This is a genomic window from Agromyces sp. NPDC056389, from assembly GCF_042262385.1.
In the GTDB taxonomy this organism is placed as follows: Bacteria; Actinomycetota; Actinomycetes; order Actinomycetales; family Microbacteriaceae; genus Agromyces.
In genome coordinates, this window is the sequence record NZ_JBHJPN010000001.1 from 2,365,582 (window position 1) to 2,390,399 (window position 24,818).

The window sequence follows — 24,818 nt, forward strand, 5'->3', positions numbered from 1 at the left end:
CTTGTGACATGGTAGCCCGAAGGGCTGGGAAGACTCGTGATCAGTCCACCTGGATCGCCGAGTCGGATTCGTCGACGTCGAGCGACAGGGTCGGGATCGACGCGGTGAGCAGGGTTCCGTCGGCGCGGCGGGAGCCCGTGACATCCCGCATCGTCGGAGCGCCGTAGAGGCGCGGACCGTGGCCGTCGAGCGGCACCGAGACATCCGTACCCGTGCTCACGACCACCTCGGCCCCGCGCACCCGCACCCGTGCCTCGCCGCCGTCCTCGACGGCGAACGAGATCGCATCGGGGTCGAGGGCGACGCGCAGCCGTGTGCCCCGGAGCGTGATGCGGAACGTCAGCCGCTGCCAGCCGTCGGGCAGCCGCGGATCGAATGCGAAGACCCCGTTGTGGTCGCGGAAGCCGCCGAAGCCCGAGACGAGCGCGCTCCAGACACCGCCGGTGGAGGCGACGTGCACGCCGTCGGCGGTGTTGTTGTGCAGGTCGGCGAGGTCGACGAAGAGCGCGGAGCGGAAGTACCGCATCGCGAGCTCGTGGTAGCCGACCTCCGCCGCGATGATCGACTGCACGATCGCCGACAGGGTCGAGTCGCCCGTCGTCAGCGGGTCGTAGTACTCGAAGTTGGCGCGTTTCGCCTCGGTCGAGAAGCGGTCGCCCTGCAGGTAGAGGGCGAGCACCACGTCGGCCTGCTTCAGCACCTGGAAGCGGTAGATGACGAGCGGGTGGTAGTGCAGGAGCAGGGGGCGCCGGTCGTCGGGCGTGGCCTCGAGGTCCCACAGTTCCTTCTGCAGGAACGCGCTGTCCTGCGGGTGGATGCCCAGCTGCTCGTCGAACGGGATGTGCATATGGGCGGCTGCACGCCGCCAGCTCGCGACCTCGGCCGGCGTCACTGAGAGCCGTTCGACGAGGCGTTCGTACGCGGCAGGGTCCTGTACCTGCAGGTCGTCGACGGCGGACGCCGCTGCGGCGAGGTTCGCCCGCGCCATCACGTTCGTGTACAGGTTGTCATTGACGACCGTCGTGTACTCGTCGGGCCCGGTGACGCCGTGGATGTGGAACACGTCGTCGGCGTTGGAGCGCCAGAACCCGAGGTCCTCCCACATGCGCGCCGTCTCGACGAGGATGTCGATCGCGCCGCGGGCGAGGAAGTCCTGGTCGCCGGTCGCGCGTACGTACTGGTTCAGCGCATAGGAGATGTCGGCGTCGATGTGGTACTGCGCGGTTCCGGCCGCGTAGTAGGCGCTCGACTCCTGCCCGTTGATCGTGCGCCACGGGAACAGCGCCCCGAGCTGGTTCAGCTCGAGTGCGCGGGCGCGGGCGGCAGGAAGCATCCGCTGCCGGAACCGCAGCACGTTGCGCGCCACGACCGGTGCCGTGTAGCTGAGGAACGGCATCACGTAGACCTCGGTGTCCCAGAAGTAGTGGCCGCCGTAGCCCGAACCCGAGACGCCCTTCGCCGCGACGCCGTCGCCGTCGGTGCGCGCCGTCGCCTGCGCGAGCTGGAAGAGGTTCCATCGGGTGGCCTGCTGGATCGCGGCCTGGCCCTCGATCTCGACGTCGGATCGTGCCCAGAAGTCGTCGAGCCACGAGCGCTGCTGCTCGAACAGCTCGGCCACGCCGAGCTCGGCGGCGCGGTCGAGCGTGCGGTCGCATCGGTCGACGAGTTCGCGCGTGGGCACGGTCCGGGCCGTGTGGTAGCTGATCGTCTTCGTCACGCGGATCGGACGGCCCTGCTTGGCGTGCACCCGATAGATGTGCTTCGCGAGGTCGTCGCCGATCGAGCTCGACTCGCTGAACTGGTTCTCGGTCGCGATCTGGTGCTCGGCGCCGACTGCGATCGTCATGCCCGAGTTCGTGGTCTGGTAGCCGAGGATGTAGCGGCCGCCTTCGGCGCGATTCACCCGCGGCTGCAGCACTCGGTCGTTGAACAGCTCGGCCTTGCGCGGGTCGAAGCTGCCGACGGCCTCCGGCACGCCGGAGCGGTACTCGTCGCGCCCGTCCTGGCGGTTCAGGATCTGGCTCGAGATCGTCACCGCGGCATCGGCGTCGAGCAGCTCGACCTCGTAGTCGAGCACGGCGAGGTGGCGGTCGGTGAAGCTCACCATGCGCCGACTCGTGATGAGCACCCGCTTGCCCGACGGCGTGCGCCAGACGATCGAGCGGCTGAGCGCGCCGAGACGGAAGTCGAGCCGCCGCTCGTAGGAGAGGAGCTCGGCGACCGTGAGCACGAGCGGCTCGTCGTCGACGTAGAGGCGGATGACCTTCGCGTCGGGCGCGTTCACGATCGTCTGGCCGACGCGGGCGAAGCCGAACGCCTCCTCGGCGTGACGGATCGGCCACGTCTCGTGGAACCCGTTCACGAACGTGCCGTGCATGTGGCCGTCGCGGCCCTCCTCCACGTTGCCGCGGAGGCCGAGGTACCCGTTGCCGACGGCGAAGATCGTCTCGGTGCGGCCCATGTCGGCGTCGCCGAACTCGGTCTCGACGAGCGCCCATTCGTCGATCGGGAAGCGCGTGCGGTTCAGCGGGTCGTGGTCGGCGAACCTCATTCGCTGTCCTCTCGTGGGGTGGTCGTGTGTGCGCCGGCGCGCTCGGCCTCGGCGGCGTTCGCGTTCGTGTTCGCGTCGGCGGGGATCAGGGGGATCAGCTCGTCGAGCTCGTCGACGACGATGTCGGCGCCGAGCGCTTCGAGTGCTGCCCGGCCGACGCCTCGATCGACGCCGATCACGACGCCGAAGTCGCCCGTGGCGCCGGCCGTGACGCCCGACTCGGCGTCTTCGACGACGGCGCAAGCGATGGTCGGCACGCCGAGCAGCTCGGCCGCGCGAGCGAAGGTGTCGGGCGCCGGCTTGCCGGGGATGCCGTCGCGCGCGGCGACGGCGCCGTCGACGACGACCTCGAAGCGGTCGGCGAGCCCCGCCGCCGTCAGCACCGATGGGGCGTTCTTCGAGCTCGAGACGACGGCGACGAGGCATCCGCTCGCCTGTACGGCGTCGAGGAACGCGACGCTCGCCGGGTACGCCGCGACGCCCTCTTCCGCGAGGGTCTCGTTGAAGGCCTCGTTCTTGCGGTTGCCGAGGCCGTGCACGGTGTCGGCTTCGGGCGGATCGGTCACCTCGCCCTCGGGCACGCGGATGCCGCGGCTCTCGAGCAGGCTGCGCACGCCGTCGTAGCGGGGCTTGCCGTCGATGTACGAGAAGTAGTCGGCCTCGGAGTACGGCGCGGCGCCGTGCTGCTCGAGGTAGGGGGTGAAGAGGCGCGCCCACGCGTGCATGTGCACCGTCGCCGTCGGCGTCAGCACGCCGTCGAGGTCGAACAGATAGGCACGGATGCCGCTGAGGGCCTGCCTGGAGTCGATGGGGGAGGTCAAATGGCGGTCCTTTCGTCGCGACGGTCGGGGCAACGGAACCCGCAGATCGATGGTATTCCCGGGTGGCGGCGGAGCGCGAGGTGCGAGCCGGACTCGGAGGAATCGTGGAGGCGCGGGCTTCGCGCGGCGGCTCGGACGCGAGGCGCGTCGGCGGAGCGCGAGGTGCGAGCCGGACTCGGAGGAATCGTGGAGGCGCGGGCTTCGCGCGGCGGCTCGGACGCGAGGCGCGTCGGCGGGTCCGCGACGGGCCGCGCACGCCGAGTCGCAGGAGAGAACGCGCGACACGCCGTGGGCCGGCGGCGTGTCGCGGCGTTCGTCCGTCGACTCGGCGTGCGGCGCGCGGCATCCGCTGTGCTCGAATGGCTTTGCCGGCCGCGAGATGTTAGTCTCTCGTGGTTGGACGCACTGCGGTGCGACCACACGTGCGCGAGTGGCGGAATTGGCAGACGCGCTGGCTTCAGGTGCCAGTACTCGCAAGGGTGTGGGGGTTCAAGTCCCCCCTCGCGCACCACGATCGAATCGGCCCGGGTCTCAATGAGACCCGGGCCGTTTTCGTACGCGGATGACGACCTCGGCGGAGGGCGTTCGTCTCATCTCGGCACCGTCGAAACCGTGCCGGCCACTCCGCTGCGCGTTCCGCCGCGCATGAAGTGAATGATCCTGCCCGCACGACGAAGGAGAGGCATGGGTTCGCCCACCCGATCGACCCGCCGCCGGCGCCGGCGCCTGTTCCAGGTACTGGCCACGGCTGCAACCGCAGCGGTCCTGAGTGTCGGAGTCGTCGCCGCTCCAGCGCAGGCGTTCCCGACCCCTGTCGCGACCGTCGGGGTGCCGTACAGCTACGACCCGGCAGGCAAGGACGGCAACCCCTGGTTGATCGCGACAGCGACCATCGATTCGGGGTCGCTCCCGGAGGGCCTGACCATGAACCCGAACACGGGTGTGATCTCAGGCATCCCGTTGCAGGCCGGAACGTATTGGGCCTACATCTCCCTCCTCACCTACGGAGGCGGCGGCACAACCACGAACGTCAACCTCGTGGTCGACCCAGGCCCGGCCGTTCCTCTGTGGTTCGGTGATCTGTCCGTCGTCGCGGGGGTTCCGTTCACCTCGCCACCGCTGTTCGCGGGGGCGACCGCATATGGCGCTGGCGGTCTGCCCGATGGGCTCACGTTCGACGGTGTGAGGATCACTGGGACAGCGACACAGGTCGGCGTCTACAACGTCACCGTCAGCGCTGTCGGCGTCAGCGGGCCCTGGGTGACCGCCTTCCTCACGATCACCGTGTACGACAGCGTGCTCGGTTTCGATGCGACCTCGAGCAGGCAGCAAGCCATCTTCGGGGTCCAGAACGACATTCCTCTCGGAGCTGCAGGCGGGAAGGTCACGCTGAAGGACGGCACTCTGCCAGCTGGTCTCACGCTGTCAACAGGTGGCATCCTGACCGGCACACCGACGGAGCTCGGACTGTTCCTCTTCGAAGCGCAAGTGGAACGAGACGGCACCCGATTCTCGAAGCGATTCGAGCTCACGGTCGTGGACCGGAGACCATCGTGGGTCGCAACCACAGTGCCGGATGCAACCGTCGGGACGCCGTACAACTCGGCCGTCCAGGCGATGAACGCATCCGACTACGAGATCACCGGATCGCCTCTGCCTGGATGGCTGACCCTTTCCGCGGATGGAACCCTCTCGGGAACCCCTGACGCCGCAGGCGTGTTCAGCTTCTCCGTCCAGGCCAACGGGCAGTGGGGGACCTCTGTCCAGGGGTTCACCGTCACCGTGGCCGAGCCTGCACCGGCATGGGTGACCACCAGCCTGCCGAGGTTGCAGGTCGGATCTCCGTTCTCGTTCGCATTCGAGGCCGATCACGCGACGGAGTTCGATTCGGCTCCTGAACTGCTGCCTGCCGGGTTGACGCTCGACCAGGCGACGGGTGTGCTCTCCGGCACTCCGACCGAAGCCGGGGCGTTCTCGTTCGCCGTGATCGCCGGCAACGCCGGCAAGACGAGCACGAGGACGTTCTCGGGTGCGGTCCTCCCGAGGGCTTCACTCGCCGTGCTCGCCGGCTTCGGGGAGGGGGACATCGCCGAAGGGGCTGAGATCCGCGTCGCCGCGGACAACCTCCTGAGCGGTGCTCCGATCGAAGCGACCGTCAGGTCGACCCCGGTCGTGGTCCTCACCGGAGCAGCGGATGCCGTCGGTGGGTTCCGAGGCACGGCGAAGCTCCCGAAGCTGGATGCGGGAGCTCACACGTTCACTGCGACCGCAGTCGATGACGGTGCCGTGCTCGCGCAGCAGCTCTGGTTCACGGTCGGTCACGACGGCCGCATCGAGGCCGTGTCGTCTTCGGGTCCGACCTCGGGTGCGAAGGCGACACCGTCGCCCGCCTGGTCAGCCCTGGTCGAGGATGCGATCCCGGCGCTCGGCATCGATGCCGTCGCAACCCTCGTGGTCGCACTCCTCATCCTCGGCGCTGGCGCGTTCCTGCTGACCCGTCGCCGGAGCATCGCCGGAGCGGTGCCTTCGCTGTTCGAGCCGCATGTCACACTTCGCGTGCCGCGACGTCTTTCTCAGTAGAGGCCTGCACGAGGCCGGCCTCACGAAGAAGGGCCCTCTCCGAATGGCGACTCCCGTCACCTCACTCGACCAGCTGAACCTCGCGTTCGCCGACCGGTTCAACGCGCGCGACCTCGACGGCCTGATGGCGCTCAACATCGACGACGTCGTGTTCGTGCCGGCGCCGGGGCATCCCGTACGGGGCGAGGAGGGTGTGCGCGGCGCGCTCGAGCAGTTCCTCGGCCTGAACCTTCCGATCACGATGACGGTTCGGCACGTCTTCCAGAGCGGCGACACGGGGCTCGCGATCGCCGACTGGACGATCACCGGCACCGGCCCCGACGGTTCGGAGATCGCGTTGGCCGGCACGACCGCAGATGTCGCAGTGCACGACGAGCAGCACGGATGGCGCTACGGCGTCGACAACCCGTTCGGCACCGCCTGACGCGACTCACGGGAGGGCCGGTCGCTGGGGGAACAGGGCCGGCCTTCCCGTCGGGGAGAACGTCAGGGAGTTTCGGCCATGCCGGACTCCCGGCACTCGGCGAGCGACTTCCGCGCACGGGAGATGCGTTGCCGCGCCGCGGCCGGCGTGATCCCGAGGCGTCCGGCGATCTCGGGGGCCGAGAGCTCGTCGACGACGCTGAGGAGCAGCGGTTCGCGAAGGGAATCGGGAAGGCGCTGGATCGCGCCGAGGGCGCCGTCGAGGATCACGCGCATCTCGACGTCGCCGGCGACGCTCGCGCCATCGGGCAGGTCGGTGTCGAGCACGGCCACGGGGCGACGGGCTCGCTGGCGGGCGAGGTCCGCCGCAGCGTTCCGGGCGATGGCATCGAGCCACGAGCACATCTGACCGGCTTCCGACGCGTGCAGGCGGTCGATCGAGCGCCAGGCCCGGAGCAGGGCGGTCTGCGCGACATCCTCTGCGTCATCGGGCGCGACGCCGAGCGAGATGCTCCGGCGGCGGAGCCGGTCGGGCTCCGCCGCGATCATGGCCGTGAGCGAGGCGCGACGGCCGTCGTCGTGCCCGCTCAGCGCGTACTCGGTGGTCATGCCTCCGAGGCTAGCCCCTGGTCGAGAGGGCGTAGTCGCCGTCGACGCAGCCCGTCACGATCCATCCGCCGGGCACCTCGGTCGTCTCGACCTTCGTGATGCCGGAGACCTCGACGTCGGGCTTCGCGGTGCCGGGGACCCACACCTCGAGGTCGCAGCTGCGACCCGCTGCCGTGCCGGCGAGGTCGACGACGCCGCCCTCGGCCTCGAGCGACGTGAGCGCTCCCGGCGCCGACTGCGGGTAGGCGCGGCTCAGGATCTCGAGGAGCCCGGTCTTGGGCGGGGCTTCGCCGCCGGTCTCGCACTCCTGCATCATGAGGGCGTTCCCGTAGGGGCCGATGCCGTTCTGCGGGTCGCCGCAGGCCTGCTTCCACACCCAGTACGCGCTGCCGAGCATGCGCTCGTCCTCGGTGTCGGCGTAGCGGCTCAGGCGCGAGAGCGAGTCGGCGTCCTCGCCCCAGAAGCTCTCCTCACCACCCCAGTAGCCGTACTCGCCCGACCAGAGCGGTGCGTCGTAGGTGTCGGCGACGCGCTGTGCGAGTGCGAACTGCCGCTCGATGCCGACGATCGGTGGAATGCCGAGGTCGCGGTCCATCGTGATCGACTCGGCGTAGAGGTGCGGCGAGAAGACGATGTTGTCGTCCTCCGTGAAGCCGGGAGTGGGGCCGGTGTCGAAGCCGAGCCCCGACCAGAGGATGCTCGGCTCGAAGAACACGATCTGCGGGGCGCCGGCGTCGCGGATCTCGTCGATCGCCAGGTCGTAGAACCTCCCGAGCTGGTGCGAGGTCGTCACGGGCGCGGTCTCGCCGAAGCCGGGCTCGTTGATGAGGTCGAAGCCGGCGACCATCGGCTCGTCCGCGAACTCCGCGGCGAGCTCGCCCCAGGTCTCGGCGAGGGCGGTCTGCACGCCATCGGTGTCGAAGTAGAAGTTCTGGAAGGCCCGGTCGCCGGCGGGGGAGATGTCGCGACCGGTGAACTGGCAGCGCGGCGCGCCATCCGTGATCGTCGCCCACTCGGGTGCGCCGTCGAAGCCCCACATCTCGTCGGTGCCGGGGCGGCACGCGGTGCCCTCCTCGGTGGGGCCGTTCCACCAGCCGTCCTGGTGCATGTCGAGCACGGTGTAGATGCCGTGCTCGGCACCCCACTCCACCGCGTCCTCGATCTGGGAGAGGTACTCGGGGTCGAGCGTGCCGCGCTCGGGCTCGAGGGCCGACCACGAGATGTTGAGGCGCACGACGTTGAAGCCGTACTCGGCCATGCCGGCGTAGTCGTCTTCGGTCAGCGGTCGGGTCGCGGGCACGTCGGGCTGGTGCTGGTAGAAGTCGACGAGCTGGTTGACGTTGGCGCCGCGCAGCAGCACCTGGTTGCCGGCGCCGTCGGTGATGATCGAGCCCTCTGCCCGGAGGAACCCCTCGGGGGGCGAGGTCTCGGTCGTCGTGCCGGCCGTCGCGGCCGCAGCCTCGGCGCTCGGCACGGCGAGGGTCGCGGCCACCGCGCCCAGGGCGAGCACCGCGACCGCAGCGGCCGCGAGCTCGGGCGCCCGTGCGGCGCGAGCCGTGCGTGCAGCGCGCACACGATCGAAGACGACGGTGCTCACGCCGACGATCCAGCCGAGGCAGGCGCCGAAGGCCAGTCCGTCGGCGACCGTCACGTAGCCCGCCATCAGCGGCCAGATGTCGCCCGCGAACCCGCCGTCGACGAGGAACGCGACGACCGCCTGCACGATGCCGACGAGGCCGCCGGCGACGAGCGCGGCGAGCCAGCCGCCGAGCACGCCGGGCACGCGCTCCCGCATCCAGCGCAGGCACAGCGCGGTCGCGCCGGCGATGAGCACCACCGCGACGACCATCGAGAGGATGCCGCGGTCGAGACGCGCGACCGGGATGCCGTCGGCGTAGACGGCCCCCGTCCACCAGAGGCCGGCGAGCAGCGGCGAGGCGACGGCGAAGATCACCGCGGCCGGCCAGATCGACCCGCGGTCGTACGACTGTCGGGTCGTCGGGCCGCCGAGCCAGCGCGCGAGCGCTGCGACGATGAGGGCTGCGGGCACGGCCTTCGCCGTCACGAAGCCGGCCGCCCATGCGGCCACCGCGAGATCCCACGTCATGACGAAGCAGGCCGCGGCCTGGGCGAGCAGCACCGCGAGCACGACGCCCGCCGTGAGCGTCCAGAACCGGTCGCCCGCGCGCACGGCGACCCACCACACGACGCCGAGCACGACGGGCACGAAGACGAGGTACGGGGCGAACGGCCAGATGCCGGCGCTCGCCTGCGGGATCGCACCCGACCAGCCGACGAGCGCCAGCAGTCCGGTGGGGTCGGCAACGGCCTGGACGACGATCAGGGCGAGCATCGCGACGACGGCGACGATGGGACGACGGGCGGCGCGACGGCCGCCGGGACGGTCGGCGGCGGCCTCCGGGGTCGAGCGATCCGCCTGGTCGTTCGGCTGCATCGTGGGGGCGTCGTGCATCGGGAACCTCGCTGTCTCCAACTGGGTCGCTTGACCCAGTTCGGCCAACCCTAGCTCCCAACGGCGGCCCGGGGAAGAGCCGGTCCATCACGACACCGCATCGATGGCGACGGCCGCCGGTTCGGAGGTCAGTCCACGACGTGGATGCCCAGGTGGCTCGCGAGCGTCGTCGCGAGCAGCGCGACCTGCATGCCGTCCATCGTGGCGCCCTTCAGGCCCTCGATGCCGGCGATCGCGGCGAGGTCGAGCCCCCGCAGGTCGACGTCGCCGAGCCTCGCACCCGTCACGTCGAGCGATCGTACGTCGCACTGCTCGAACGCGACGCGTTCGGCCTTGGCGTTGCCGAGGTCGAGCTCTTCGATGGTGCAGTCGGTGAAGCGGATGTCGCGGACCTCCGCCCCCCGCAGGTTCACGAAGCCGAGCTTGCAGCCCACGAAGCGCACCGACTGCCAGTGGTTGTCGTAGAACTCGACCGACCCGATGCGGGAGCCCGAGACGAGCACGTCGCGAAGGGTCGCGCGAGGCGCGCGCAGCACCGGGGCCTCGAGCCGCTCGATCACGGTCTCGGTCAGCACCGCCCCGCGCAGCAGCGTGTCGTGGGCGAACACCCCGACGAGCTCGCACTCGCCGATGGCGACCCCGGTGAGGTCGCGCTCCGAGACGTCGCCGCCGCGATAGCGCCGGCCCTCGACCCGGTCTCCCGCGGCCAGTTCGGCGATCTCGCCGTCGACGAGGTCGGCGAGCACGATCTCGTCGATGCGGGGCGGCTTGGGTCGAGTTTCTTTCGGCATGGCGTCCTCTGTCTGCGGCCCGTGATCGCGGACCGCAACGAGGCTAGCGCCCGGTGCCGACAGCGCAGGCTCCTACGATGAGGGCATGCGTCGCGCACTGTTCGTCATCGGCGGCATCCTGCTGAGCTGGGTTGTCGGCGCGGTCATCGTGCGCGTCGGGCTCGACTGGGCCGACACGTTCCCCTACAGCGAGGCATCCGAGTGGCGCTACCTGGGCGTCGCCGTCGTGGCGCTCCTCGTCGCGATCGGAGGATCGGTCGCGACCCTGCTCATCGTGCGGCGTCGCGGCCGTCGCAGCGCCGAGACGCACGGCTGAGCGGTCCCGCCGGCTGCGCGGGCGGCGCCGAGCCGCGCGCTACGCCGAGGGCTGCGCGATCGGCAGCACCTCTGCGTTCGGCAGGCTCGCGAGCAGCGCACCCGAGACGAGCAGCTTCGAACCGCGGATGCCGCTGCCGATGATGAGCCGCTCGTGCGCCGCGACAGACTCGTCGATGAGGATCGGCCAGTCGGCGGGCAGGCCGATCGGCGTGATGCCGCCGTACTCCATGGCGGAGAGCTCGACCGCGGCGTCCATCGGGGCGAACGAGAGCTTGCGCGCGTCGAGGTGCCGGCGCACGGCGCCGTTGACGTCGAGCCGGTCGGCGCCGCGCACGAGGCAGGCCGCGTACCAGGTGCGCTCGCCGCGCCGGGCCTGCACGATCACGCAGTTCGCACCGTCGCCCATCGAGATCTCGTGGTGCGCGCAGAACGCGGCCGTGTCCGCGAGGCCCGGATCGATCGCCGAGACCAGCACGCCCGCGGCATCCGCTGCCGGCATCGCGGCGATCGCGACGGCGGTGGGCGCTCCGAGGAGATCGGGGGAGTCTGCGGCGGGCGTGAAGTCGAGCGTTCCGAAGCGCATCCGAGCAGCGTAGTCGGTGCCGAGCGGATGCCGCGGGCGAGCGCGGATCGCGCGAGCGCCGACGGCTCCGGGTTTCGCTCCGACGGGCGGAGCGGCCGGATCAGGCGGGGGCGTCGGCTCGCTCGCCGCTTCGGCGGCGGGCTTCGTCGAGGGCGGCCTGCAGCGCATCGCCCTGTTCGACCGCGATGTCGGGGACGACGCCGACGCTTTCCCAGTTCGAGCCGGTGACCGGGTTGACGGCGCGGGCGAACGGCACGGTGATCTCGATCGTGTCCGAGATGGGGATGAAGCGGGTGGGGTGGGCGCCGCCGCCCGTCGTCTCGCCGATGATCGTCGCGCGGCCGATCGCCTGCACGTCGTAGGCGAACTGCTCGGCGCCCGAGAAGGTCGCTCCGCTCGTCACGACGAAGACGTCTCGGTCGAGGTAGCGAGGGCCCGGCACGTCGGCGAGCGTCCAGTACTGGCGGGTCGATTCGCTCTCGCGCTCCACCACGGAGCTCAGCTGCGTCTCGTCGTCGGGCGTGAGGTGACTGATCCACGACTGCACGCCGTTCGGCGACCCGCCGAGGCAGGACCGCAGGTCGAAGACGAGCGCGTCGGTGCGGGAGACGAGTTCCATCGCCGCAGCGATCGTCGGCCCCGCGAGCGATGCGTCCACGATCATCCGGAGGTCGATGAGGCCGATGTTGCCGGCGAGTCGCTCGACCTTGGCGATGCCCCAGTTGTCGCTGCGGAATCGCGCGATGAGGGCGGCGACGACCTCTTCCTGGCTCCGCCCTGCGTTCTCGTCGGTCTGCCGCGTCCGCACGCGCAGGTGCTTGTCGTGGGTGCGGGCCTGCAGTTCGTCGGTCAGCCGGGTGCAGAACTCGGGTTCGTCGAGGTCGGCGAGGGCTCCCGACCGCTCAAGTTCGCGAACGGCGGCACCCGCAGCGGCGGCCGCCTCGGGGAAGACGTAGAGGCGATCGAGGTGGTCGAGCGCGGCGTCGACGAGTTCCGAGTTCGACGGTCGAGGGGTTCCCATCCTCGGAATCGTACGGGGGCTGGCCGGAGCCGTCACCCCTCCGCAGGATGACTGCGGGGAGCAGTCGCCCGCTCCCCGCAGTCGCGCAAGCGGTCGCCTACCGTCGGCGCACGTCGAGCCGCCCTGTGCTGACCGCGGCGACAACGCCGCCGTCGACCAGCAGGTCGGTGCCCGTGATGAAGCTCGCATCGGGGCCCAGCAGGAACGCCGCGGCATCCGCGATGTCGTACGGGGTGCCGACCCGGCCGGTGCCGGACGCGTCGATCATGGCGCGCATCTGCCCGCCCGACTCGCCGGCGAGCTCCTGCTGGCCCATCGGTGTCGAGATGACGCCGGGGCTGATGCTGTTGACGCGAGCGCCCTTCGCACCCCATCCGGCGCTCGCCGCGCGCACCCGCAAGTGGTTGGCGTGCTTGGCGAACGGGTAGGCCGCCGCGGCCTCGGTGATCGAGGCGAGCACCGGAAGCCCGAGCAGCTCGTCGCTCGGCGTCGCTGCGAGGGCATGCGAGACCTCGGGCGGCAGCGGCGGCAGGAAGTGACCTGCCATGCTCGCGATGACGAGGCCCGCACCGCCCGGGGCGATGACGCGTTCGAACTCGTCGAGCACGATCGCCGTCCCGAGCAGGTCGACGGCGAGGATCGCGTCTCGCGGCGCCTGCACCGGGGAGAGCCCGGCCGTGTGCACGACCTGGGTCACCCGGCCGAGCTCGGCCGCCGCATCCGCGAGGTCGGCGACGGAACCCCGCGACGACACGTCGACGAGCTGCGTGACGATCTCGAAGCCGTCGCCGCGCAGTGCCCCGCCGACGCGGTCGAGTGACGCCTCGCTGAAATCGGCCAGTACCACGGTGCGGCCGGTGCCCTGCCGGCGGGCGATCGCCTCGCCCATCCCGCCGACGCCGATGACGACGAGGACGTCGCGCTCGTCGCGCGCTGCCGCGGTCATGCCGCCGACCAGCCGCCGTCGCTCGCGAGCACGACGCCGTTGATGTTCACGCCGTCGTCGCTGAGCAGGAAGGTGATCGACGCGGCGAGGGCCTCGGCCTCCGCGGCGTCCGGCAGGATCGTCATCGCCAGCTGCACGCGCTCCGCGCCGAGCGGAGAGGCGAAGCTCGCCTCGATGTTCGTGATGGTCGGGCCCGGGGCGACCGCGTTGACGCGCAGGCCGCTCGGGCCGTACATGAACGCCGTCGACTTCGTGAGGCCGACGACCGCGTGCTTCGACGCCGTGTAGGCGACGCCCGCTGCCGAGCCGCGGAGTGCCGCCTCGGAGGCGGTGTTGACGATCGAACCGGTGCCGCGCGCGACCATGACGGGCACGACGGCGCGCATGAGCTTCATCGTGCCGTCGACGTTGACCGAGAAGACGCGCTTCCAGACGGCGTCGGTGAGCTCGCCGATCGGCGTCATGTCGTCCATGATGCCGGCGATGTTCGCGAGGCCGTCGATGCGGTCGCCCGCTGCGGCGACGATCTCGGCGACCTTCGTGTCGTCGGTGATGTCGGCCACGAGGGTCACGATCTCGGCGCCCTCGTGCTCGGAGGCGAAGTCGTCGAGGCGCTCCTGCGAGACGTCGACGGCGATGACCCGGCCGCCCTCACGGGCGACGCGCGATGCCGTGGCCCGGCCGATGCCGGAGCCGGCGCCCGTGACGATGACGGTCTTGCCCGTGAAGCGGCCCTGGTCGAGACGCTCGACCCACTCGGGGCGCTCGACCTCTGGGGCGGCATCGACGGCGTCGGCCGATTCGGTCGTGGGCTCGGGTGCCTCGACGGGGGCATCCGTTGCGCCCGCCGGCACCTCGCCGGCCGCCGCGCGCGCGACGAGCTGATCGACCATCTCCTGGCTGAACTGGCCCTTGCTGAGCTTGACGAGTCGCTTGATCGCGAGTCGCTGCACGGGCTTCAGCACGTCGGGGTTCTGACCCGCCTGCGCGAGCAGGTCGCGGATGATGGGCCCGCCGACGGGGTGCTCGAGCCAGGTCTTGATGGAGTCGTCGCCCGAGAGGGTCTTGGGGGTGCTCATGGTGTGTCGTTCCTTCTCTTCGATGTGGTGCGAAGCCCATACCGGACATCCTTGTCCGGTAGTAAGGTAGCACCCGTGCCTGAACGTGGGAAGGGAACTTCCGAGGCCCGCAAGGCCAACCGAGGGCCGAGCGCCGGCCCCGGGAATCGCCGCGCGATCATCGCCGCCGCGCGGGAGGTCTTCGCCGCCGACGGCCTGCAGGGCCCGTTCAACGCGATCGCCAAGAGGGCCGGCGTCGGGCAGGGCAGCCTCTACCGCCACTTCCCCGATCGCTTCTCGCTCGCGGTCGCGGTCTTCGACGAGAACATCGACGAGCTCGAGGCCGCCGTCGAGCCCGAGAGCGCGACCCTCGACGACCTGCTCGAGGCGATCATCGGGCAAGCGGTCGTGTCGACCGCGCTCATCGACCTCATCTGGCAGCACCAGGACGACGAACGGGTCGCTCACCTCGGTACGCGGCTCGCGGGTATTGTCGGCGCGGTCGTCGTGCGCGAACGCGCGGCGGGCCGCATCGGCGAGGCCGTCGAAGACGCCGACGTGCTGCTCGCGGTGTCGATGCTCGCCGACCTGCTCGCGCGCACCGGCGCCGAGGACCGCCGGCGGGTCGCCCGGCGGGCGTGGGCCATCTTCCACGCGGCGTTCGCACCGCGCTGACGCGAGCGGCGTGCGTCAGACGGTGACGGATGCCTCGGCGTCGGCGTCGGCGTCGTCTGCGACGGCGGGCGCTTCGGCGTCAGCTGCGGCATCCGCTTCGTCGCTGTCGCTGTCGCCGCCTGCGCCGTCGGAGCCGCGCCGCCCGGTCGCCGCGACGATCGCCGCGACGGCGCCGACCAGGAGGCCGATCAGCGCGCCCGTGATCGCCGAGACCACGACGTTCGCCGCGAGCGTGCCGAGGTAGGTGCCGAGGTCGGCGTGCACCATGAAGCTCGCGAACACGCCGCGCACGAGGTTGCCGGCGACGACCGCGACGATCGTGACCCAGACCCCGCGGCCGAACGCGCGGCCGGGGCTCGGCGCTGCGCGGCGCTTCGGGGCGCGGAGCATGACGAACGCGGTGAGCAGCATGACGAGGACGCCCGCGACGTCCGCGAACCAGAAGGCCCACGTCGTGTCGCCGAGCGGCACCAGCCGGAGTGCGGGGATGAGGTAGGGAAGTCCGGCGGCGGCGGGCACCGCGAGCAGCGGCACCCAGGTCGTGAGCACCCCGGTGATCGGCCAGACGCCGACGAGGATCGCGAGCGCGCCGAGCGTCGCCAGCACCGACCACTCCACACGGCGAGAGCGATGTGGGTCAACTGTCCTAGTCGGCATGCGATCGATGATAGCCTCCCCCTCACATACGTCAAGGAGGACCGGATGTTCGCCGCTCGAAGCACCGTCGCTGCAGGGTTGGGAGTGCTGCTCGTGGTGGGCGGAGCGGCCGCGGCGATGCGCACTCCTGGGCCGGCGGAGGCCGCCTCGTTCATCACCGATTCCGATGGCCGGGCGCTCGTGCAGCACGGGTTCTCGACCGCGAGCAGCGCGAAGATCGTGCCCGACGGCATGCCCGACTTCACTGAAGACCAGCTCGTGCAGGAGCAGGCCGACATGGGCACGAACTTCGTGCGCTTCCTCATCTCGTGGCGCAAGGTCGAGCCGAGCCCCGGCGTCTACGACCAGGGGTACCTCGACGACGTCGAGGAGCGGGTGGGCTGGTACGAGGAGCGCGGCTACCACGTCATGCTCGACATGCACCAGGACCTGTGGGGCACGGGCATCACGCCCGAGGGCGACAACGGCAACGGCGCGCCCGAATGGGCGACCTACCTCGACGGCTTCCCGGTCGCGCACCACGACCAGTGGGAGCTCTACTACCTCGAGCCCGGGGTGATCCGTGCGTTCGACAACTTCTGGAACACGACGGGCGAGCACCCCGAGCTCACCGATCACTACGCGGGTGCCTGGCGGGCCGTCGCCGAGCGCTTCGCCGACGACGACGTGGTGGTCGCGTACGACCTCATGAACGAGCCGTACGGCGGCACCGTGCAGGGGCCGGCCTTCGAGGCGGGGCCGCTCACGGCGCTCTACCAGAAGTCCGTCGACGCGATCCGCGAGGTCGACGACGACACCTGGGCCTGCCTCGAACCCCAGGCGCTCGGATTCAACTGGGGGCTGCCGAGCGCGATCGGCGCGATCGACGACCCGCGCGAGGGCGACCCGCGCATCGCGTTCTGCCCGCACCTCTACCCCCTGCCGATGGATCTCGGCGACGGGTTCAGCGGCACCTCCCGCGACCTCGTCGAGTCCACGATCGCCGCCTGGCGCTCGAACACGCTGCGCACTGCCGAGGCCCTCGGCGGCGTGCCGATCATCCTCGGCGAGTTCGGCCTCGACACCACGCTCCCGGGCGCGCTCGACTACGTCGACCTCGTCTATTCGACATCGGATGCCTCGGGCATCGGCATCGCGTACTGGTCGCGCGACCCGGGCTCATGGGGCCCGTACGAGGTCGACGGCACGCCGCGCAACCTCATCGCGCTGCTCGACCGGCCGTACCCCCGGGCGATCGCCGGCGAGCTGCGCACCTGGAACTCGGAGCCCGACTCCCTCGAGATCGTGGTCACTCCCGACCGCGATGCGGGCGCCGGCTCTGCGCCGAGCGAGGTGTACCTGCCGGCCGGTGGGTTCCCCGACGGCGGCGTCGTCGAGGGCGGCGAGGTCGTCTCGTGGGATCCGGTGCTCCGCATCCTCCGGTTCACGATCGACGCGGCCGACCGCGAGCAGACGGTCGTCGTCCGACCGGGCTGAGGGTTCAACCTTTCGTTCGATGCGTCGGTGCGCTCCATGAGAGGAGTATCGAGGTGAGGCTCGACCACCTCGCCAACCTTCGAAGGGAACCGCCATGCAGAAACTGTTCTACGCAGCGTTCGCGTACATGATCGTCGGTGTCGGCTCCGGACTCTTCTACCGCGAGTTCACCAAGGCCAACGACTTCCCCGAGGGGCAGTTCACCCAGCTCGGCCTCGCGCACACGCACCTGCTGACGCTCGGCTTCATCGTGCTGCTCATCGTGCTCGTGATCGAGAAGGTCTTCACGATCTCGAAGAGCCACCTCTTCGAGTGGTTCTTCTGGGTCTACAACGCCGGCGTCATCGTCACCTCGGCGATGCTCATCTGGCACGGTTCGCTCACGGTCATGGGCGAGGAGTCGACGTCGGCGATCGCCGGCATCGCGGGTCTCGGCCACATCGCTCTCACCGCGGGCATGGTGCTGCTCTTCCTCGCGCTCCGGAGCCGCATCGTGGCGCCCGCCGCCTCGCCGCTCGCGGCAGCCGCCCCGGTCGCCGAGTAGGCGACAGGGCCCCCGCACCCGGAGCGGCCGCGATCGTCGGCATCGCGGCTGTCAGGTGCGTGGGGCACACTGGAGCCGTGATCGCCGACCATGCCCTCAGCTGGCGGCCGCGGCATCCGACCGACCTGCGGCAGACGCTCGGCGCGCTGCGGCGCGGCGGTGGCGACCCGGCGTTCGTGCTCGACGCGAGCGGCGCCGTGTGGCGCACGACGCGCACCGTCGAGGGCGACGCGACCCTGCGCCTGACCCAGCCCGATTCCGACACGCTGCGCTGCGAGGCGTGGGGCCCCGGCGCAGGCGCGGCGGCGGCGCAGGCGCCCGCGCTGCTCGGCGATGCCGACGACCCGTCAGGGTTCGAGCCGCGGCTGCCGCTGCTCGACAACGCGCACCGGCGCAACCCCGGCCTGCGCATCCCGCGCACGGGGCAGGTCTTCGAGGCCCTCGCCGCGACGATCCTCGAGCAGAAGGTCATCACGCTGCAGGCGCACGATTCCTGGCGCCGACTGCTGACCCGCTTCGGTGCCCCGGCCCCCGGCCCGACGCCACGGCCAATGCGCGTGGTGCCGTCGCCCGAGGTGTGGCGCACGATTCCGAGCTGGGAGTGGCATCAGGCCGGAGTCGACCCGAAGCGGGCGCGCGCCCTGCAGAACGCGGCCGGCTACGCGCCCAAGCTCGAGGCCGTCGTCGCGATGACCCCGGCGGATGCCGCGGCTCGCCTCACCCTCATGCCCGGCGTCGGCCCGTGGACCGTGGCCGAGGTGGCCCAGCGTGCGCTCGGCGACGCCGATGCGCTCTCGGTCGGCGACTACCACCTCTCGAACTTCATCGGGCATGCCCTCGCCGGGCGGGACATGAGCGATGACGAGATGCTCGCGACGCTCGAGCCGTGGCGCGGCCACCGCTATCGCGTCGTGCGGTTGCTCGGCGCCGCGGGGGTGCCCGGTCGGCCCCGGCGCGGACCCCGCATGGCCTTCGTCGACCATCGGGCGATCTGATCGGTCGCGTCGCGACCAATCGGTCTCCCGGGGGATGTTCCCCTGACGCATAGGACACGCATAGGCTCAGCAAATACCGTGCCCTGAGGCCGAACCGGCCTCTCCCGATGACGAAGGACGAACACCGTGAATACAACTGCCTCCAAGGTCAACGTGCCGCTGATCCTGCTCTGGGTCGCGGCAGTGGCGCTGATCGGCGGGGGCTACTGGCTCCTGAACTCGTCGACCGCGTCCCAGGTCGAGTTCTACACCTCGGGCTCGCAGGATGTCGCCGGGTTGCTCGGCGCGCAGTCGAACACGACGATCGCGGGCCTGCTGCTCGCCGTCGGCGCGCTGTCGGTGGTCATCGCCCTCGCCGTGCACGCACTCGGCTGGAGCGCCCGCGCCGCATCGGCGCAGGCCGCCGCACTCGTCGCTGCGGAAGACGCCGCGTTCGAGGCGGAGCTCGACCGCGCCGAGGCAGAGGCTGCCGCTGAAGCCGCCGCCGTCGCGCCGGTCGCCGATGCGCCGGCCGTCGTCGAGGAGGTCGTCGTCGAGGAGACCGTCGTCTCGGAGCCCGTCGTCGACGAGGCGCCCGCCGCTGCCGACAAGGCCGCTCCGGAGTCCGACCAGAAGTAGCCGGCCTTCAGCCGGCCGAGCGCTCCGTCTCGGCCGGCCGAGCGCGGCTCCACTCGACGAGCGGCTGCAGCAGCTCGATCAGCTGGAGGCCGTCAGCGCTCGGCGTGTAGGTGATCGTCACCGGGGTCGTCGCGCGCACGTGCCGCTCGACGATGCCCTCGTCCTCGAGCTCCTTGAGACGCGCGGCGAGCAGTCGATCGGAGATGCCAGTGACTGCGCCCCGGTACTCCGAGAACCGGCGGGCTCCACGTACGCCAGCGAGCAGGATCGCGGCGTTCCACTTGCGGCCGGCGAACTCGACCGTGCTCTGGAAGCGCCGGCACTCCGCCTCGTCGATGTGGCCGAGGTCGTGCAGGCGGGCGCGCCGCTCGTCGAGCATCGCGACGGCCGCGGCATCCGGTTCATGCTGGCTTACCATAGGTAAGTAGCTTACCTCTTTCGTGCATCGATGTCGTCCGTGCCGCAGGATGGGGGAGTGGCGCAGGATGCCCGTGCGCCCACGACCGATCGGAGCACGATGCACTACGGCCACGACCTGCAGTTCGGCACGTTCATCACGCCGAAGAACGACCCGCCGCAGTTCGCCGTGCGACTCGCCGAGCTCAGCGAGGCGTCGGGCTACGACCTCGTCACGTTCCAGGATCACCCGTACCAGCCCGCGTTCCACGACACGCAGACGCTGCTCGGCTGGGTCGCCGCGCGCACCGAGCGCATCCACCTCGCCGCCAACGTCACGAACCTCCCGCTGCGGCCGCCGGCCGTGCTCGCCCGCGCCGCCGCGAGCCTCGACCTGCTCTCGGGCGGGCGCTTCGAGCTCGGCCTCGGGGCCGGCGGATTCTGGGATGCGATCGAGGCCATGGGCGGCCGCAAGCTCACGCCGGGGCAGGCGGTCGACGCGCTCTCCGAGGGCATCGACGTGATCCGCGGCATCTGGGACCAGGGCGAGCGTGCCCGCTTCCAGGTCGACGGCACCTACTACCGGGTCGACGGCGCGAAGCGCGGGCCCGCGCCCGCCCACAACATCCCGATCATCATCGGCGCGCTGAAGCCCCGCATGCTCCGGCTCATCGGCCGCAAGGGCGACGGCTGGCTCCCCTCGCTCGGGTACATGCAGCCCGGCGACTACGCGGCGGGCAACGCCCGCATCGACGAAGCGGCGATCGCCGCAGGCCGGGACCCCCGCGAGATCCGGCGCCTCGTCAACGTCGGCGGCCGGTTCGGCGCGGGTGCCGGGTTCCTGAACGGTCCGGCAAGCCAGTGGGTCGAGCAGCTGCTGCCCTACGTCGTCGACGACGGGGTCGGCACGTTCATCCTCGCGAGCGACGACCCCGCCACCATCGTGCACTTCGCCGAGGAGGTCGCGCCGGCCCTTCGCGAAGCGGCGGCGCGGGAGTTGCGTACGACGGATGCCGCGGCATCCGCCGACACGATCACAGTGCGGTCGCCGGCAGCGGCAGGCGCCCCGGTGCGCAGCTCGATCGTTCGCAGTTCCACGGTCCGCGCGAAGCGGCGTGACGGCATCGACTACGACGCCGTGCCCGCCTCGCTCGCAGCCGACGCGATCGAGCCGGGCGATGCCGGCTACGTGCGCGTCAAGTCGACGTACATGCGCGGCGGAGCGCCCGGCCTCGTGCTGCGCCCGGCCGATGCGCCCCAGGTCGCCGAGGCGGTCGACTTCGCGCGGTCGAACCCCGATGTCCCCCTCGGCGTGCGCAGCGGCGGCCACGGCATCAGCGGTCGCTCGACGAACGACGGCGGCATCGTCATCGACCTCTCCCGACTGAATGCGATGGAGGTGCTCGACGAGGCGAACCGTCTCGTTCGCGTCGAGGCCGGCGCGCGCTGGCAGGATGTCGCGGCCTTCCTCGCCCCGCACGGCTGGGCGCTCTCCTCGGGCGACTACGGCGGAGTGGGCGTCGGCGGGCTCGCGACGGCCGGCGGCATCGGCTGGCTCGTGCGCGAGCACGGGCTGACGATCGACCACGTTCGTGCGGTCGAGATGGTGCTGGCCGACGGCTCCGTCGTGCGAGCGGATGCCACGCGGCATCCCGATCTCTTCTGGGCCGTTCGCGGCGCCGGGGCGAACATGGGCATCGTCACCGCCTTCGAGTTCGAGGTCGACGAGGTCGGGCCGCTCGGGTTCGCGCAGCTCGCCTTCGACGCGAGCGACACCGCCGGGTTCCTCCAGGCATGGGGCGACTGGGTCGTCGAGTCGCCGCGCGACGTCACGAGCTTCCTGCTCATGGGCGGAGCCCGCCCGGGCGAACCGCCCGTCGCGCAGGTGATGGCGGTGATCGACTCCGACGACCCCGACACGGTCATCGCTCGCCTGCAGCCCCTCGCCGAGGTCGCTCCGCTCATCGGCCAGGACGTGCGGCTCACGAGCTACGAGTCGATCATGGCGAACGCCGCCGACGGCAGCCACGGCGCCGAGGGCGAGCCGACGGCGCGCACGGGCATCATCGGCCGCATCACCCCGTCGTTCGCGGCCGATGCCGCGCGCTTCATCGCGAGCGGCGCCACCTACTTCTTCCAGTTGCGCGCCGTCGGCGGCGCCGTGCACGACGTGCCCGCCGACGCCACGGCGTTCGCGCACCGATCGGCCGAGTTCTCGGTCGTCGCCTTCGGCTCGAGCCGGCACCGGACGAGCGAGCACTGGAACGAGCTCATGGCGCCGCACTTCTCGGGTGCCTACGTGAGCTTCGAGACCGAGGCGGGGCCTGACGCGGTCTCCGCCGCCTACCCGCCTGCCACCCTCGAGCGACTGCGCGCGATCAAGGCGGAGGTCGATCCGGGCAACGTGTTCCGCGACAACGCGAACATCGAGCCGGCGTGACCTGATTCGAATCCGCCGGAATCAAATCGCGGCGCACGCGTTGCATCCGACATGACGAACCTCGCTCCCACTGAAATCGGAATCATCGGCGCCGGCAACATCGGCGGCACGCTCGCCCGAAAGCTCGTCGAGCTCGGCCACCGTGTGACCATCGCCAACTCGCGCGGCCCCGAGACGCTCGTCGAGCTCGTGGCGGAGCTCGGCCCGAACGCGACGGCCGGCACTCCGACCGAGGCCGCAGAGGCCGGGGAGTTCGTCATCGTGAGTGTGCCCCTGAAGTCGTACCGCGACATCCCCGTCGAGCCGCTCGCCGGCAAGATCGTGATCGACACGAACAACTACTACTGGGAGCGCGACGGCCGCATCGCCGAACTCGATTCGGGTGAGGCGACGGTCTCGGGGCTGCTGCAGGCGCACCTGCCCGAGTCGAAGGTCGTGAAGGGCTTCAACAACATCGCCGCAGCGGCGATCCTCACCGATGGCGCTCCCGCCGGAACGCCGGGTCGCCGAGCGCTGTCGACCGCGAGCGACTTCGACGAGGCTGCAGAGCTGGTGACCGCGCTCTTCGATGACCTCGGATTCGACTCGGTCGTCGTCGGCACGCTCGCCGAGAGCTGGCGCGTTGAACGCGACCAGCCGGCGTACGTCACGCCGCAGAACCGCGAGGAGCTCGTGGCGAACCTTGCGCGAGCGGAGCGCGTCGCGGCCTAGTCGGGTCGTACAGGGTCGGCTGGCCGGCGAGGCCGGCCGACTGGTCGACTTCGGTCACTCGAGCCACTCGGTGATGAACGTCGGGCTGGCGTGGATGTGCGTCGAGATCATGGCCTCGGGCCCGATGATCACGAACTTGTGCGGCGTCTGCGCCGGCACGACGAGCACCTGGCCGCCGACTGCCTCGAGCTGTTCGTCGCCAACGGTGAAGAGGGCGCGCCCGTGCCGGATGACGAAGGTCTCCGAATACGGATGCAGGTGCAGGCGCGGCCCTGAGCCGACCTTCGAGCTGTACGTGAGGATGAGCGACACGTCGGAACCGATCGTCGTGCCTTCGATCGACTCGTGCCAGTAGACGTCGTCTTCGGCCACGCCGCTGCGCTGATGCTTCAGAACCATGGTGTGCTCCTCGCTTTCGCAGGGCACACGGTACACCCGGCGACGTTCGGCCGCATGAAGCGTCGTCGCAGGCGCATCGCCCTGCCACGTCGCCTGGTCACCACCGCCCTGACTCCGTCGTCTGGTCATCGGGGCCGCAGACGCTCAGGCGACTGCGACTGCGACTGCGCCGGCCGTGTGGGTGGTGTCGGTCGGGCCGGCCCGTCGACGGGCGAGCGCAGCGGCACGCCGAGCCGGCGACACCGTCGACGCACGCCACTGCTGCGGTCCCATGCCCGGCGGCGGCATCACCTCGGGCGCACCGTTGGCCATTCGGATGCGCCACCCCGAGCTGTCGATGCTGCGGTGATGGAACCAGCACAGCAGCACGCCGTTGTCGGTGTGAGTGGCGCCGCCGTGCCACCAGGGGACGACGTGGTGCACCTCGGTCGCCCATGCGGGGGTGTCGCAGCCCGGAATGACGCAGCCGCCGTCTCGTGCGGCGAGGGAACGGCGTTGGGCGCGGTTGAAGCATCGCTCGGACGTGCCGATGCCGACGACCCGACCGGTGGCGGCGAGCGTGACGCGCTGGATGCCGTTCGCGCTCGCATGCTGCTCGACCGCTCGCATCGAGATCGGTTGGTCGATGCCGTCGACGTGACCGACGCCGTGCCCGGTGCGGAGGTCGTCGGCGAGCACCGTGACGACGATCGTCGGGGACGCGCCGCCGAGGGTCGGAAGCTCATCGGCCCGTGCCGCGATGTCGAACACCGTGGCGATCGCGTCGTGCTGGCGTTGGGCGCGCGAGCGTGGGTCTCTGCGATCGGATGCCTCGGGCGCCCCGTGCTCGGCCCTGCCGGACTGCTCGGCGCGAGTGCCGGCGCCGGCCAGCGGCGTCACGGTCTGATCGTCGACGGGAATGAACCCGGTCGACTGCCGGAAGTTGGTGATCGAGTCGAACACGCGCCGCACCATGCCGGCGACTTCGGGCAGCAGCGCGCCCCGCACGGGCACGAGGCCGTCGCGAGCCGGGAGGAGTTCGAAGCCGCGGCTCGCCCACTGCCGGTGCGTCGGTTCGGCCCCATCGGGGTCGAGGACCTCGGCCCACACGGCGGCCTGCATGCGCGTCTCGGTGGCCGTCGCGGGGGAGGCGTCCGCGGCTCCGGGCGCGGCAGCGACGCCGATCGCGGCGCAGACGAGCTCGTGCTCGGCGGCGCGCACCCCGTCGAGATCGCCGTTGGCGTGGCGAGGAAGAACTGCGTCGAGTGCCTTCGTGATGACGGATGCCGAGTCGATGCCGAGTTCACCGGTGCGAAGGCCCTCGGCGACGCGTTCGAAGCGGGGCGGCATCGAATCGCCGAGCAGTGTGGAGGTACGTCGAACCGCTGCACCGAGCTTCAGGCGAGCGCGCGCGGTGTGGGACGACACCCGGGTGAGGCGTTCGAGGAGTTCGACGGCGCTCGTGCACCCCTTCTTCACCGCGAGCCCCTCGCGACCGAGTGAGATACGCGAACGGTGTTCGATCTCACCTGCGGCATGAACGCGAAGGGCGTCGGTGAAGCGGCCCAGACGTTCGATCTCGGTGACGGCAGCGAGCACGTCGCGATCATGCGCGCCCGCGAGTGCCGACGGCACGCTCGCGGCATCGAGCAGGTCGCCGACACGATCGGCGAGCTCTGCGACGAGTGATGCGAGGCTGCGCTCCATGTCATCGACACTATGGGTGACCACCGACATTTCGGATCACCGGAAAT

At 70.9% G+C, this 24,818-nt stretch carries 23 protein-coding genes and 1 tRNA gene; 11 read left to right on the forward strand and 13 right to left on the reverse strand.

Going from position 1 to position 24,818, the window contains the following annotated elements:
* Window positions 1–40: 40 nt before the first annotated feature.
* Window positions 41–2,551, reverse strand: coding sequence for a glycoside hydrolase family 65 protein (locus tag ACFCVM_RS11110; RefSeq protein WP_375836222.1), 2,511 nt, complete (start codon window positions 2,549–2,551; stop codon window positions 41–43).
* Window positions 2,548–3,372, reverse strand: a complete 825-nt coding sequence (locus ACFCVM_RS11115; protein ID WP_375836223.1) for an HAD family hydrolase — start codon at window positions 3,370–3,372, stop codon at window positions 2,548–2,550. The genes ACFCVM_RS11110 and ACFCVM_RS11115 overlap by 4 nt, the downstream gene beginning before the upstream one ends.
* A gap of 424 nt (window positions 3,373–3,796) precedes the next feature.
* Between ACFCVM_RS11115 and ACFCVM_RS11120 the strand changes: the two genes are divergently transcribed.
* From ACFCVM_RS11120 to ACFCVM_RS11130, 3 genes are all read left to right on the forward strand, one after another.
* Window positions 3,797–3,883, forward strand: a tRNA-Leu gene (locus tag ACFCVM_RS11120).
* A 173-nt stretch (window positions 3,884–4,056) separates the two neighbouring features.
* Window positions 4,057–5,952: an Ig domain-containing protein gene (locus ACFCVM_RS11125; RefSeq protein ID WP_375836224.1), complete on the forward strand. Its 1,896-nt coding sequence runs from the start codon at window positions 4,057–4,059 to the stop codon at window positions 5,950–5,952.
* Between the two features lie 43 nt (window positions 5,953–5,995).
* Complete coding sequence (locus tag ACFCVM_RS11130; RefSeq protein WP_375836225.1) at window positions 5,996–6,376, forward strand: YybH family protein; 381 nt, start codon at window positions 5,996–5,998, stop codon at window positions 6,374–6,376.
* A gap of 62 nt (window positions 6,377–6,438) precedes the next feature.
* Here ACFCVM_RS11130 and ACFCVM_RS11135 read toward each other — a convergent pair whose 3' ends face one another.
* From ACFCVM_RS11135 to ACFCVM_RS11145, 3 genes are all read right to left on the reverse strand, one after another.
* Complete coding sequence (locus ACFCVM_RS11135) at window positions 6,439–6,984, reverse strand: RNA polymerase sigma factor (protein ID WP_375836226.1); 546 nt, start codon at window positions 6,982–6,984, stop codon at window positions 6,439–6,441.
* 10 nt (window positions 6,985–6,994) lie between these two features.
* Entirely contained in the window at window positions 6,995–9,457 is a 2,463-nt protein-coding gene (locus tag ACFCVM_RS11140) for a glycoside hydrolase family 5 protein (protein WP_375836227.1), read from the reverse strand.
* A gap of 128 nt (window positions 9,458–9,585) precedes the next feature.
* Entirely contained in the window at window positions 9,586–10,248 is a 663-nt protein-coding gene (locus ACFCVM_RS11145; RefSeq protein ID WP_375836228.1) for a pentapeptide repeat-containing protein, read from the reverse strand.
* Between the two features lie 85 nt (window positions 10,249–10,333).
* Between ACFCVM_RS11145 and ACFCVM_RS11150 the strand changes: the two genes are divergently transcribed.
* Window positions 10,334–10,564: a hypothetical protein gene (locus tag ACFCVM_RS11150; RefSeq protein WP_375836229.1), complete on the forward strand. Its 231-nt coding sequence runs from the start codon at window positions 10,334–10,336 to the stop codon at window positions 10,562–10,564.
* Window positions 10,565–10,603: 39 nt separating this feature from the next.
* On the opposite strand, the gene ACFCVM_RS11155 is transcribed toward ACFCVM_RS11150, so the two are convergent.
* The 4 genes from ACFCVM_RS11155 to ACFCVM_RS11170 form a co-directional block, all read right to left on the reverse strand.
* A complete protein-coding gene (locus ACFCVM_RS11155; RefSeq protein WP_375836230.1) occupies window positions 10,604–11,149 on the reverse strand; it encodes a YbaK/EbsC family protein in 546 nt (181 codons plus the stop codon).
* A 100-nt stretch (window positions 11,150–11,249) separates the two neighbouring features.
* Window positions 11,250–12,170 carry a S41 family peptidase gene (locus ACFCVM_RS11160; RefSeq protein ID WP_375836231.1) on the reverse strand — a complete coding sequence of 307 codons (921 nt, stop codon included), beginning with the start codon at window positions 12,168–12,170 and terminating at the stop codon, window positions 11,250–11,252.
* 97 nt (window positions 12,171–12,267) lie between these two features.
* Entirely contained in the window at window positions 12,268–13,116 is an 849-nt protein-coding gene (locus tag ACFCVM_RS11165; protein WP_375836232.1) for an SDR family oxidoreductase, read from the reverse strand.
* Window positions 13,113–14,195, reverse strand: coding sequence for an SDR family NAD(P)-dependent oxidoreductase (locus ACFCVM_RS11170; RefSeq protein ID WP_375836233.1), 1,083 nt, complete (start codon window positions 14,193–14,195; stop codon window positions 13,113–13,115). Before ACFCVM_RS11170 ends, ACFCVM_RS11165 begins: the two co-directional genes overlap by 4 nt.
* 75 nt (window positions 14,196–14,270) lie before the next feature.
* Between ACFCVM_RS11170 and ACFCVM_RS11175 the strand changes: the two genes are divergently transcribed.
* Window positions 14,271–14,849: a TetR/AcrR family transcriptional regulator gene (locus ACFCVM_RS11175; RefSeq protein WP_375836234.1), complete on the forward strand. Its 579-nt coding sequence runs from the start codon at window positions 14,271–14,273 to the stop codon at window positions 14,847–14,849.
* A gap of 15 nt (window positions 14,850–14,864) precedes the next feature.
* On the opposite strand, the gene ACFCVM_RS11180 is transcribed toward ACFCVM_RS11175, so the two are convergent.
* Window positions 14,865–15,455: a hypothetical protein gene (locus tag ACFCVM_RS11180; protein WP_375836235.1), complete on the reverse strand. Its 591-nt coding sequence runs from the start codon at window positions 15,453–15,455 to the stop codon at window positions 14,865–14,867.
* Window positions 15,456–15,551: 96 nt separating this feature from the next.
* On the opposite strand from ACFCVM_RS11180, the gene ACFCVM_RS11185 reads away from it, so the two are divergent.
* From ACFCVM_RS11185 to ACFCVM_RS11200, 4 genes are all read left to right on the forward strand, one after another.
* Window positions 15,552–16,982 carry a cellulase family glycosylhydrolase gene (locus tag ACFCVM_RS11185; protein WP_375836236.1) on the forward strand — a complete coding sequence of 477 codons (1,431 nt, stop codon included), beginning with the start codon at window positions 15,552–15,554 and terminating at the stop codon, window positions 16,980–16,982.
* 94 nt (window positions 16,983–17,076) lie between these two features.
* The gene (locus ACFCVM_RS11190; protein WP_375836237.1) at window positions 17,077–17,526 is read left to right on the forward strand and encodes a DUF2871 domain-containing protein; all 450 of its coding nucleotides are present in this window, start codon (window positions 17,077–17,079) and stop codon (window positions 17,524–17,526) included.
* 77 nt (window positions 17,527–17,603) lie between these two features.
* Entirely contained in the window at window positions 17,604–18,521 is a 918-nt protein-coding gene (locus ACFCVM_RS11195) for a DNA-3-methyladenine glycosylase family protein (RefSeq protein WP_375836238.1), read from the forward strand.
* Between the two features lie 126 nt (window positions 18,522–18,647).
* Complete coding sequence (locus tag ACFCVM_RS11200; protein WP_375836239.1) at window positions 18,648–19,139, forward strand: hypothetical protein; 492 nt, start codon at window positions 18,648–18,650, stop codon at window positions 19,137–19,139.
* A gap of 7 nt (window positions 19,140–19,146) precedes the next feature.
* Here ACFCVM_RS11200 and ACFCVM_RS11205 read toward each other — a convergent pair whose 3' ends face one another.
* Window positions 19,147–19,557: a winged helix-turn-helix transcriptional regulator gene (locus ACFCVM_RS11205; RefSeq protein WP_375836240.1), complete on the reverse strand. Its 411-nt coding sequence runs from the start codon at window positions 19,555–19,557 to the stop codon at window positions 19,147–19,149.
* A 57-nt stretch (window positions 19,558–19,614) separates the two neighbouring features.
* Here ACFCVM_RS11205 and ACFCVM_RS11210 point away from each other — a divergent pair, with 57 nt between their 5' ends.
* Complete coding sequence (locus ACFCVM_RS11210; protein ID WP_375836241.1) at window positions 19,615–21,975, forward strand: LLM class flavin-dependent oxidoreductase; 2,361 nt, start codon at window positions 19,615–19,617, stop codon at window positions 21,973–21,975.
* A 51-nt stretch (window positions 21,976–22,026) separates the two neighbouring features.
* Window positions 22,027–22,686, forward strand: coding sequence for an NADPH-dependent F420 reductase (locus ACFCVM_RS11215; RefSeq protein ID WP_375836242.1), 660 nt, complete (start codon window positions 22,027–22,029; stop codon window positions 22,684–22,686).
* 54 nt (window positions 22,687–22,740) lie between these two features.
* Here ACFCVM_RS11215 and ACFCVM_RS11220 read toward each other — a convergent pair whose 3' ends face one another.
* Together ACFCVM_RS11220 and ACFCVM_RS11225 are read right to left on the reverse strand one after the other, a co-directional pair.
* On the reverse strand, window positions 22,741–23,085 hold the full coding sequence (locus ACFCVM_RS11220) for a cupin domain-containing protein (RefSeq protein ID WP_375836243.1): 345 nt from the start codon (window positions 23,083–23,085) through the stop codon (window positions 22,741–22,743).
* Between the two features lie 144 nt (window positions 23,086–23,229).
* Complete coding sequence (locus tag ACFCVM_RS11225; protein WP_375836244.1) at window positions 23,230–24,771, reverse strand: DUF222 domain-containing protein; 1,542 nt, start codon at window positions 24,769–24,771, stop codon at window positions 23,230–23,232.
* Window positions 24,772–24,818: the final 47 nt, after the last annotated feature.